We start from the raw sequence: 12,607 nt of genomic DNA, 5'->3' as shown, positions 1-12,607 counted from the left end.
CAATTTTTAGAAAGTAGGCTAAACTATGGAAAATAAATATACACATGGTGTCCTCTTTTACCATGAACATAGTGGATTAAAAAATATTAATCAAGGTATTGGGGAAGTTACAACAGCATTAAGTTCAATTTGTAAGCATCTTTCTATTCAATTGAGTGAAAACGAAGGTGACATTATTAAATATTGCCAAGAAATCAAAACTAAAAACTATGCAAAAGATGTAGATATATTATTTATTCTTGGCGGTGATGGCACGGTTAACGAACTTATAAACGGTGTTATGGCACATAATCTTCAACTCCCTATTGGCATTTTACCAGGCGGTACTTTTAATGATTTTACAAAAACGCTAAATATAGCACCTAATCATAAACAAGCTAGTGAACAAATGATTTCTGCACAAGTTGGTACATACGATGTAATTAAAATAAATAATCAATATGCACTCAACTTTGTTGGCTTAGGTCTCATTGTTCAAAACGCTGAAAACGTACAAGATGGTTCAAAAGATATATTTGGTAAATTGAGTTATATTGGATCAACTGTCAAAACACTGCTAAATCCAACACAATTTAATTATCAATTATCAATAGATGATAAGACATATTCTGGCGAAACGACCATGATACTAACAGCAAATGGTCCATTCATTGGTGGTAGTCGTATACCATTGACTGATTTGTCTCCTCAAGATGGTGAACTGAACACTTTCATTTTTAATGAACAAAGTTTCAGTATTTTAAATGATATTTTTAAAAAGCGTGATAGCATGAATTGGAATGAAATTACTCAAGGTATTGAGCATATACCTGGTAAAAAGATTTCACTTACAACAGATCCAGCAATGAAAGTTGATATTGATGGCGAAATTTCATTAGAAACACCTATTGATATTGAGGTTATACCAAATGCCATTCAGTTACTTACTGTCAATGATTTGTAAGCATCCGGAATGATCTTGACCCGATATTATATTAGGTTTGGAGTGTAATCATAAGATTCAACGCACCTTATATTCGTTTTTATTAGCTTTAAGCTATTACCCTGTTTCAAAAACAGACATATAATTTTGGCGCATGCCACTAAAATGATTGATGTTGTATTTTAAATCATAGTGGTTTATGCGTCTTTTTCAAATTCTATAAAAAATCGGATGACGTGTAATCTGCCATAGATTAACACATTCATCCGATTTATAATAATGAGATAGACTAACATTTATTGAGAGCGGGACGGAAATGATAAAGAACGACTAATGATTGATTATGTAGCGATTCTTTATCATTAGTCACAGCTAATGTGTACTTAAAAATATGAATGCATGAGTTACACTCATGCATAAGAAATACTAATTTCTAAAGAAAAAGTATTTCTTTATGTTGGGGCCCACCCCAACTTGCATTGTCTGTAGAAATTGGCGTTCCAATTTCTCTATGTTGGGGCCCCGCCAACTTGCATTGTCTGTAGAAATTGGCGTTCCAATTTCTCTATGTTGGGGCCCCGCAGTCAACTACTGCCAATATAGTGTTGTAGTGTCTAAGACATAAAAGTTCATCTCAGTCACAATTACTTTATAGCCTATCCATCATCTTTTCTACATGAAATTTTTCAAGTGATATATTTTATTTCTCAATATTATCTAAAAAATACTGTTCTACATCTTTCCAGCTATTTACGCGTTCAAATCGATCATCATTAATATTATGCACTGCTGTAAACATAATCGGTGTACCAGTAAAAATTTCAAGCTGTCTAGGATTGTCATCTATTAAATAATCAGCTTTAACGATGTTTTTTCTACCACAAAAAACAAAATGCTGAGGATCTAAAAATGGAAAGAACTCTAGTAACCATTCATATTTATCACTAAATGATGTTGGTACATCCATTGCTGCTGTAGCAATATATACATCATAATGTTCAGTTAATTTTTTCACAACTTCTTGTGCATACGGCATCACTTTAAGATGTCTGAAGAAGCCTGGTTCTCTCAATACTTCTGTAATTAATCCATCATGTTCAGGAATAACATGTTTAAGTTTTTGACCATTCAAAGCTTCCATTTTAATACCTAAATCCGCTCTAAAATTGACAGCATCAATGATTTCTCCTAATGTATCTGCCAATACTTCATCCATATCAATCGCGATTGATTTACGGGTCATTTTAATCTTCTCCTCAAAATATCAGTATTGATTCAGTATAGCAAAAAAGCAATTGATACAAAACAATATCATCTATTGTTGCTTTTTACACTGAATACTCTCACCTCATCATTCACACTGCATTGAGCTTGAGACATAAATCAATGTTCAATGCTCTACAAAGTTATATTGGCAGTAGTTGACTGAACGAAAATGCGCTTGTAACAAGCTTTTTTCAATTCTAGTCAACCTTGCCGGCGGGGCCCCAACAAAGAGAAATTGGATTCCCAATTTCTACAGACAATGCAAGTTGGGGTGGGACGACGAAATAAATTTTGCGAAAATATCATTTCTGTCCCACTCCCCACTTACTATTCGTATTTAAAGTTTGATAAAACTTCTAACATTTTATCATTTTGTTCTTTAAAACCAATTGTAATTCTAACACCAGTTGGAAATGGTCGCGTAATACACCCTACATTTAAAAGTGCTTCATAAAGTTCATTTACCCGCTTTGTTTTTACAAATATAAAATTCGTTTGACTTGGCAAGAAATACTCACTTTGAGGTAATTGATAAAATCTTTCGCGTTCAACACTATTTTTATGTGTTACCTCTTTTAAATATTGTTGATCTTCAAGTGCTGCAACTGCTGCGTATTCAGATATACGTGTCACATTAAATGGTGGTCTAATGATGTTCCATTTTTCAATCGCATGTTCACTTGCTACCACATATCCTACACGTAAACCCGCTAATCCATACGCCTTTGAAAATGTACGTAATAAGAAAGCATTGTCATATTTTTGTTGCAAAGCAAGTGTATCCGGGTAGTCCTCTGCTGTCACAAATTCAAAATAAGCTTCATCTATAATTACTGGTACATGTGGAGGTACTTGAGATAAAAACGAATCTAAGCTCTCATGATTAAAATATGTACCTGTAGGATTATTTGGATTACATAACCATACCAATGACGTATCTTCATTAACTTCTTTTAAAATACCTTCTAAATCGAAGCCACCATCTTTTAAAGGTACTTGTATCACATTAGCTGATTCAACAATCGCATTGTGATAATATTGACCGAATGTCGCTTCACTTGTAACAATAGTATCCCCTGGCGTTAATACAGCTCTAGAAATCATTAATATAACTTCATCTAATCCCGCACCAAATAAAATGCGTGATTGATCTACATTTAAATGTTTACTAATCGCCGCTTTTAATGTCGGTGATCCTGTTTCAGGATAATAATATAACTCATCTAAGTGTGCTGATATCGCTTCTTTAACTTTAGGCGATGGTCCATACAAATTTTCATTTGATGCAAGTTTATATAAATCTCCTTCAATGCCATACTTTTCTTTCAATGCCCTTGGAGATAAACCAGGCTGATATGCTGATAGTTGATTAAGTTGTTCTTTCATAATAAAAACAACCTCCTTAGAATTAACTGAAATTTTAAAAAACTTATATTCATTATATCGCTCTATGTTTCTAAAATGCAATGCTACTATTTTCACATCATAATAGCTTACATTGTGTTTAACATGTCATATTTTTTAATCATTATTGCATGTTTAAATTGAACATAATTATAGATTTAAATATAACAACGCCACATAAGATATAATTTGGTGTTACGCATCTTATGTGGCGTTGGTCGTTATTTGATTAACCCTTTTGCTTTTAAATAATCTTTCGCAACTGTATATGGGTCTTCATTTTTAACTGTTACTTTATAGTTCATCATTTGCATATCTTCATCAGATATTTTGTTTTCTAGTTTGTTTAACGGTTTCTTAATTTCTGGATGTTTCTTTAAAAAGCTTTCTTTAAATAATGGTGCTCCTTGATATGGTGGAAATACGTGCTTATCATCTTTTAACACAACCATATCATATTGTTTTAATTCAGCGTCAGTTGAATATGCATCTATTAAATTAATATTACCTTTATTGATCGCTTGATATCTCAACTTAGGTTCCATTGTACGTATGTTATCTAAATTTAAATTATAAGCCTTTTGAACAGCTTTGTAACCATCTGGACGATCATTAAATTCCAATGTAAATCCTGGTTTAAGTTGATCTTTAACCTTATTTAAATCACCAATTGTACGTATATTATGTTGTTTAGCAAAATCACGTTTTACAGCTAAAGCATACGTATTGTTATACTTCATTGGTTTTAACATAGTCATTTGATATTTCTTTTCAAGACTTTGCTTAGCTTGTTCATAAACTTTTTTCTCTTCTTTTGACTTCAATGGTTCTTTTGTTAATTCACCTAAAACTGTTCCAGTAAATTCTAAATACCCATCTATATCGTCAGATTTTAAAGCATTAAATAAAAATGCTGTTTTGCCCATACCATCTTTCACTTCTACAGTATTTTTGGTCTCTTCTTCTATTAAAATTTTATACATATTTGTAATAATCGATGGCTCGGAGCCAAGCTTTCCAGCTAACGTAATTTTATCACCTTTTTGTGCAAACATAGGAATAGCGATAGCCAGTATAATAATCATCACTATAACACCTAACGTCATCAATAACTTTTTATAAGATAATTTAGCCATAAATCTTAAAATTAAATCAAATATAATTGCCAATAAGGCTGCTGGAATTGCACCTAATAATATCAACGATGCATTGTTACGGTCTATACCTAATAAAATTAAATCTCCTAGTCCGCCTGCACCAATTAATGCTGCTAGTGTTGCTGTACCTATAATTAATACCATAGCCGTTCTTACACCAGCCATTATAACAGGCATTGCTATCGGAAGTTCGACTTTAGTTAAACGTCTAAATGGTTTCATACCTATACCTTTAGCCGCTTCAATGAGTGATGGATCAACTTCTTTAATTCCAGTATACGTATTCCTTAAAATTGGTAACAACGCATACACTACAAGTGCAATAATTGCTGGCACACGACCGATACCAAATAAAGGAATCATTAAACCTAATAATGCCAACGATGGTATGGTTTGAAGAATTGCCGCAATATTCATTACGATTTCAGATATCGTTTTAGTCTTCGTTAATAAAATACCTAATGGTACCGCAATAGCAGTTGCAATCAATAATGCGATAAATGATATTTGAATATGTTCTATCATTGTCGAAAAGAGTTGCCCCTTACGTTCACTCAATATGTCGAAAAAGTTAGTCATGTTGAGCTACCTCCTTTTTCTGGGACAAATATTTGAAGATATCTTTCCTATCAATAACATATTGACCTACGCTATCTTCTTGCATGACAATGACACGCTCTCTCTCTGATAAAAGTTGATACAATACTTCAATTGGTTGATTGTCATAAACAATTGGATAAGCGCTCATAGATGTAACCTCATCGATTGGTTTCATAATATCCAAGTCACGGATAATTGCGTTCTCTTCAACACATGGCGCATCATCTTCTAAATGACTACCCATAAATTGTTTAACAAATTCACTTTGAGGATTATTTTTAAATCCTTCTGGTGTGTCAATTTGTTCAATATGCCCTTCATTCAAAAGACAAATCTTATCACCAAGTTTCATCGCCTCTTGAATATCATGTGTAACAAATATGATTGTCTTCTTAATTTTAGTTTGTAATTCAATTAAATCATCTTGAAGTTTTTCTCGGCTGATTGGGTCTAATGCACTAAACGGTTCATCCATTAAAATAACTGGTGGATCAGCTGCTAACGCACGTATAACTCCTACACGTTGTCGTTGCCCCCCTGACAATTCATCAGGTTTTCTGTTTTTATATTTTTCAGGTTCTAATCCAACCATTTCAAGTAATTCATCTACTCTTTTATCTATATCTTTTTCTTTCCACTTTTTCATTTGTGGCACTTGTGCAATATTTTCTTTGATTGTCATATGTGGGAATAATGCAATCTGCTGCAATACGTATCCAATATCCCAACGCATTTCGTATACTGGATAATCACTTATTGGTTTATCTTTAAAATAAATATAACCTTCACTTAAGTGAATGAGTCGATTAATCATTTTTAATGTCGTAGTTTTTCCACAACCTGAAGGTCCAATTAGTACAAAAAATTCACCCTCATTAATATTGAAACTAATGTTATCGACAGCAACATGTTTGCCATAACGCTTAGTTACATTTTTAAACTTAATCACTTTGCCACCTCTTTTTTTCTCATAGCATAAAACCGAGATTATATGTATGTATTCCCTATTTAACCACGTTTATTACAATTTTCAAATTTAAATGATTTATCCTTGAACTTTTTTAATAAAATAATGAATAATAGGTAATCTCCAGTTAAGAAATAGTGTTATTTTACCTTGAATTCAAAAAAACACCCAGTAAAACAAGGAATGCTTACTAGGTGCCTTCACTATACTTTGGCTTTATAATTTTGAATCGTTTCTAAAAATGCTGGACAATAATGTTTTAATTTGTAACTACCTACGCCATCAATATTAATCATATCTTGTTTCGAAGCAGGCTTACGTTTAGCAAATTCCTCCAACGTGTAATCAGAAAATATACTTACAGGTGCTATCGTTAATTTGTCACTTAACTTTTTACGAACTTCTACCAACTGACTGAATAATACTCGGTCAACCCCTTCAACCGTATTTATAAATACTTTTTCAGTCGCTTTTTGCTTAAATGGTGTTGTGAATACTTCTACTTCATTACTGAGTAATTTTTTAATTGAAGTATCACACATTAATATTTCATCATTTTCATTTAAGAACCCTTTGAATCTTAATTCATCTATTAAGTGACTTAATTCTGATGTTGTGTAACCTTTCATTAAACCATGGGTTGAAATTTGGTCATAACCTTTATACTTAATATAATCTGTTGACTCTCCTCTTAACACTTGAATGATAACACTATAACTCTCTTGTTGTTTCATACGAGCGATGCAACTAATAATCATCTTAGCTTCTTGTGTCATATTATATGATTTATCTTGTTGAACACAATTACTACATTGTTCACATTCTTCTAATTTTTCATTCGGTTCAAAATAATGGACAATTGTTGCTTCTAGACATTTTTTTGTTTTTGTATATTGAATCATTTTAGTTAACTTTTCGCCCATTTTATCTTTATAGTCATCATCAGCTTGAGAGACTGTTATAAAATACTCGTGTAAATTGATATCGCGTTCGCTAAATAACAAAATACATTCACTTTTCAATCCGTCACGACCTGCACGACCCGCTTCTTGATAATAAGATTCTAAATCTCCAGGCATATTATAATGAATAACAAAGCGTACATTGGATTTATCAATACCCATACCAAAAGCATTTGTAGCAACGACTACTTTAACACGATCAAATAAGAAATCATTCTGCGCTTCTTCTCTTTCTTTATTGCTCAAACCTGCATGATATATAACACTTTCAATTTTCTGACTTTCTAAGGCTTCTTGAAGCTCTTCAACTTGCTTACGTGTAGAACAATAAATAATACCTGCATCTTCATCGTGTGTTTTAATATAATCCAATATAAATTTTTGACGTTGATAAGTAGGATTTACTTTAAAAATTAAGTTTCTACGCTTAGTACTCGTTTTAATTTGATCAGTTTGAGCGATATTTAACTTTTCTCTAATATCTTGCTGTACTTCAACCGTGGCAGTTGCTGTCAACGCTATTATTGTAAAATCTTGAGGTAACGTAAATACTTTAGAAATGACGTTTTGATAACTCGGTCTGAAATCATGTCCCCATTTAGATATACAATGCGCTTCATCAAACGCGACTAAGTGAATCTTTATGCGCTGAAGCATATTTAAAAAATATCGGTTTTCAAATCGTTCTGGTGCAACATACAAAAATTGAATTTCTCCATTTGATAATGCTTTTTCAATACGTTGTTGCTCTTTTTGAGTCAAACTACTATTTAAAAAAGCAGCTTGAATTCCCATCGCTTTTAATTGATCCACTTGATCTTTCATTAATGATATTAGTGGACTTATTACAATTGTTGTACCACCTAACAATAAACCTGGTACTTGATAGCATATAGACTTACCTCCACCAGTTGGTAAGACACCAAGCACATTACGATGGTCTAATACTTTGCTAATAATTTCTTCTTGTCCTGGTCGAAACGTTTCATACCCAAAGTAATGCGATAATGTTTGTTGCATCATAAATTGACCCCTTATTGTTGTTCTTTAATTTCTTCTAACTCACTCCATCTTGTGATGTCTAAATCATATTGAATTTCAAGTTGTTCTTTTTCTTCGTTTAGTTCTTTAATTTTCCCATAATCTGCACTTGCCTCAATCATGAGCACATCAATTTCTTCCATTCTTACTTCCGCTTGTTCTATGCGTTTCATCAATTGTTCATATTCTAATTTTTCTTTATATGATAAACCATTTTTCTTACGTACAGTTGTAGAAGATTTAGAGTGTTGCTTCAATGTGGATTTATTTTTATCTAATGATTTTTTATAACTTTCATAATCTTCAAAAGTTCCGATAATCTTTTCCATCTGACCATCATGAATAAACCAATATGACTGTGCAACTTTATTTAAGAAGTAGCGATCATGGCTTACGGTAATCACTGTACCACCGAAAGTATGAATATAATCTTCAAGTATTGTTAAGGTCTCAGTATCTAAATCATTTGTCGGTTCATCTAACAACAGAACATTTGGCTGGTGTACGAGTAGACGTAATAAATACAAACGCTTTTGCTCTCCACCAGATAATTTATAAACTTTTTTACCATGAGTTGCACTTGGAAATAAAAATCGTTCAAGAAGTTGTGTAATAGATACCGAGGTTCCATCTTTTTCTTTTGCGATCTCACTTTCTTCTCTTAAATAATCAATCATACGAATATCTCTATCCAGGGTCTCATCTGTTTGCTTAAAATAAGCTACTTTAACCGTCTGCCCAGTCTTCAATTTACCTTCGAATTGTTGGTCTTCTCCACTCAAAATATTTAAGAGTGTTGTTTTACCAGCTCCATTTGGCCCAACAACACCAATACGCTCACCTTTTTGAATAATTTCCGTCAGATGTTCAAATAATACTTTATCATTAATAGCCTTTGATAAGTCTTCTAATTCGAACACTTGCTTACCTAATCTTGAATAAGCAAGATTCAATTCACCTTTATCGTCTTTATATTGCTGGTTAACTTCATTTTCTAGGTCATTAAATCGATTAATTCTAGCTTGTTGCTTTGTAGTACGAGCCTTAGCTCCAGCCCTCATCCAAGCAAGTTCTTCCTTATATAAAGCTCGTTGCTTTTGTTGTTGCTTTTGAAGTGTTACTTCTCTTTCAGCGCGCATTTCAATATAAGATTCATAGTTACCAGGATATGACGCTAACTTACCTCTGTTTAGTTCAATAATTCTAGTGGAAACTTCATTTAAAAAATATCGATCATGGGTTACGAATAAAACTGTATGAGGATATTGCTTCACATAATTGATCAACCAGCTGATTGATTCGAAGTCTAAATGGTTCGTAGGTTCATCTAATAACAATAAATCTGGTTGTTCTATTAATGTTTTAGCAAGTACAACACGTTTTTGTTGTCCGCCGGATAATTCTTTAATGTATTTAGTAGTATCATGTATACCTAGTTTTGAGAGGATTGTTTTAATTTCAGCGTTATAGTCCCAAGCATCATGTTGATCCATAGCATCTTGCGCATCCATCATTCGCTTGAACAATTTATCACTTTGGTCATCCGCATAAGCTTGTACTGCCTGCTCATATTGCTTGATGATACGTAAAGTTGTTGTATCAGAACTTAATACTGCATCAAAAACTGTCATATCTTCATTAAGGTCCTGTTTCTAAGACGAATATCGAATTCGATATTGATTTGGATGCATAACATTGGCTGTAAAATCATCATCAATACCACCAATTACTTTTAACAACGTACTTTTCCCTGTACCATTTATGCCTACCAAACCTATTTTTTCACCTTCTGAAATTGATAAATCTAGGTTATCGAATATAGTCTTATCGGCATAAGATTTATTTAAATGTTCAATTTTATATGCTTCCATACCCATCTTCCTTCTTCTGTTGAAATCTCTACGTACTTAAATCAGTTCTATACATTATACACCTTTTTGAAATCAAAAGAAATCGATACCGTTAAGTGTCATAATTTAATATATTGTTGCTTCAACTATAAATAAAAATTGATAAGGCTTTGATGACTATGCTAATGATCTTTATAATATACCTTTTTATCAACACATATAATGTAAAACATAATATAAAAGAACATAATAAAAACCCGGATTGATATTTTATCAATCCGAGTTCGTGTTTAGATATTATTTTTTAGAGTTTGCTTTAGGTCCTGTTTCATATTTATACTTCGAAGGATTTACCTTTTTGAAGTCTGGATTTTTGTAGAATCTAAACAAATCACCATTAAGCACGTTGTCACTCATTTCGAGATCTTTTTCAACTTGCTTTTTATTCTTTTCGAAATCAGCTGGTTGAGTAGTTATGAGTTCATTATTTTTATTAGAATAAATCTTACCATTAACATATTTATAATCTTTTGTTATAAAGTCACCATTTCTGAATGGAACTACTTGATTATGACCTTTAGAGAATAAATCAGTACCGAACATTAAATAATTCTTCGTATCTATACCAGCCAAATGTAAAATTGTTGGCATTACATCGACTTGACCAGCATATTCATTATTGATACCACCAGATTTACCAGGGATTTTAATCCAGAAACCAGTTCTGTTTAAATCTGTAAATTTAGCTGGTGTGATTTTTTCACCTAATAGTTTTTCCATGGCATTGTTATGGTTTTCAGAGATACCATAGTGGTCACCATAAATCATAATCACTGAATTGTCATATAATCCTTTTTTCTTCAAGTCATTAATATATTCTTCTAATGCTTCGTCTAAATAACGCGCTGTTTGAATATAACCATCAACTGTTGCATCACCTGTGTTTGACTTCTCAATAGTCGCATCCTTTTCATCTAATGTGAATGGATAGTGGTTAGTCAAAGTAATTAAATGAGAATAGAATGGTGATTTCATCTTAGCTTGATAATTAGCAGAATCTTTAAAGAAAATTTTGTCTTTCAAGCCTAAGTTTACAACGTTTTTATCAGACATGTCATAGTATGTTGCATCATAGAATTTATCGATACCAAAGTGTTTATATACTTGGTCTCTGTTCCAGAATGTTTTATAGTCACCGTGCATGACATCAGATTTGTAGCCTTGCTTTTGATCTAAAATTGCTGGTAGTGACTGATACGTATTATCTCCTTTTAATGAAAAGGCAGAACCTTGCGGTAAACCGTATAAACTGTTATCCATTGTAAATTCAGAGTCAGATGTTTTACCTTGACCTGTTTGATGGAAAAAGTTAGGGAAGTATGTGAATTGCTCTTTCCCACTTGATAATTTGTTTAAAAACGGTGTTACTTCTTTACCATTAACCTTTTTATTAATTAAGAAGGTTTGGAAACTTTCTAAATGAATCTTAATAATATTTTTCTTCTTTGCCACCCCATAATATTCTGGGTTAGGCTCTGTTTGACGTTGTTTCGTATAATTTAATACTTTTGTTAAGTCATCTTCAGATGCTAACGCTTTTTGTTGATTATTTTCGATAGTTTTAACACCATCGTATACTGTAAAGTTATACGGTCCTAAATATTTCACTAAATATTTATGGTCAAATGTACGTGTTAATAATTCTGGTCTGTCAGTTTCAGCAAAAGCTAAGTTTAAGAAGAATAATGCTACTGAAGCCGCCATTACGACAGGAACAAATTTCTTACTAAATGCTTTTGTGTCTAACCATTTTGTTTTAAATATTAAAATGAATAAGTAAACTAACGTATCAATGAAATAAACAAAGTCATACCATTTGAATGATGCACTAACCGCACCACCCATAGATTCTACGTTACCTACTTGGTTTAAAGTACTAAACGTTAAAAAATCCGAGAAGAATCTAAAGTACACAACATTGGCATATAATAGGAACGTCAATAAGAAGCCGCCTATGAACATGAACCAAAATGCTTTTTTGCCTTTAAAGAATAGGAACACACTTAAAACCAGTGCTACTAAACTATAAGGATTCATCAATAATATTAAGTTTTGTACTAAACCTTTAACACCTAAAGAAAAATCAACATAATAAGAAAAATACGTCTTCAAGGTAATCGTTATTACGGTTAATAAGAAGAACGCAAAAAGACTAATTTTCTTTTTTTGTGAACTCATGATTCTTTCCCCCGTTATTTAGATAATAAATCTTGCGAAAGTACTTGAATAAATTAGATATTAACATTATGTAGTTAATTAATAAGTGCGTTTAAAAGTTAACATTGTCATAATTATAGTAATTACTTTCAGATTCAAGTTTATAATTTTCATTATTTGTAGCTTTCAACTTTGATTTAACAAGTATTTTGGGCTACAAC

General features: G+C 32.1%; 7 protein-coding genes and 1 pseudogene. 1 reads left to right on the top strand and 7 read right to left on the bottom strand.

The window, feature by feature from the left end; genetic code table 11:
- Positions 1-25 precede the first annotated feature (25 nt).
- Positions 26-943: a diacylglycerol/lipid kinase family protein gene (locus KI230_RS03590; RefSeq protein ID WP_045177934.1), complete on the top strand. Its 918-nt coding sequence runs from the start codon at positions 26-28 to the stop codon at positions 941-943.
- Positions 944-1,622: 679 nt separating this feature from the next.
- On the opposite strand, the gene KI230_RS03585 is transcribed toward KI230_RS03590, so the two are convergent.
- The 7 genes and pseudogenes from KI230_RS03585 to ltaS all read right to left on the bottom strand — a co-directional run bounded on the left by KI230_RS03585 (position 1,623) and on the right by ltaS (position 12,407).
- Positions 1,623-2,165 (bottom strand): 5' nucleotidase, NT5C type, encoded by a 543-nt coding sequence (locus KI230_RS03585; RefSeq protein ID WP_000197271.1) that lies wholly within the window; start codon positions 2,163-2,165, stop codon positions 1,623-1,625.
- A gap of 350 nt (positions 2,166-2,515) precedes the next feature.
- On the bottom strand, positions 2,516-3,574 hold the full coding sequence (gene hisC / locus KI230_RS03580) for a histidinol-phosphate transaminase (protein WP_000663030.1): 1,059 nt from the start codon (positions 3,572-3,574) through the stop codon (positions 2,516-2,518).
- Between the two features lie 239 nt (positions 3,575-3,813).
- Positions 3,814-5,328, bottom strand: coding sequence for an ABC transporter permease/substrate-binding protein (locus tag KI230_RS03575; protein WP_000180991.1), 1,515 nt, complete (start codon positions 5,326-5,328; stop codon positions 3,814-3,816).
- Positions 5,321-6,298: an ABC transporter ATP-binding protein gene (locus tag KI230_RS03570; protein ID WP_000589259.1), complete on the bottom strand. Its 978-nt coding sequence runs from the start codon at positions 6,296-6,298 to the stop codon at positions 5,321-5,323. The genes KI230_RS03575 and KI230_RS03570 overlap by 8 nt, the downstream gene beginning before the upstream one ends.
- A 221-nt stretch (positions 6,299-6,519) precedes the next feature.
- Positions 6,520-8,301 (bottom strand): DNA helicase RecQ, encoded by a 1,782-nt coding sequence (gene recQ, locus KI230_RS03565; protein WP_000983677.1) that lies wholly within the window; start codon positions 8,299-8,301, stop codon positions 6,520-6,522.
- Between the two features lie 11 nt (positions 8,302-8,312).
- A pseudogene (locus tag KI230_RS03560) lies at positions 8,313-10,196 on the bottom strand (ABC-F family ATP-binding cassette domain-containing protein).
- Between the two features lie 270 nt (positions 10,197-10,466).
- Positions 10,467-12,407, bottom strand: a complete 1,941-nt coding sequence (gene ltaS / locus KI230_RS03555; RefSeq protein WP_000098285.1) for a polyglycerol-phosphate lipoteichoic acid synthase LtaS — start codon at positions 12,405-12,407, stop codon at positions 10,467-10,469.
- Positions 12,408-12,607 lie beyond the last annotated feature (200 nt).

Origin of the sequence: Staphylococcus sp. MZ3, assembly GCF_018622755.1 — a bacterium.
GTDB lineage: Bacteria > Bacillota > Bacilli > Staphylococcales > Staphylococcaceae > Staphylococcus > Staphylococcus aureus.
This window is presented reverse-complemented; position numbering and strand designations above follow the sequence as displayed.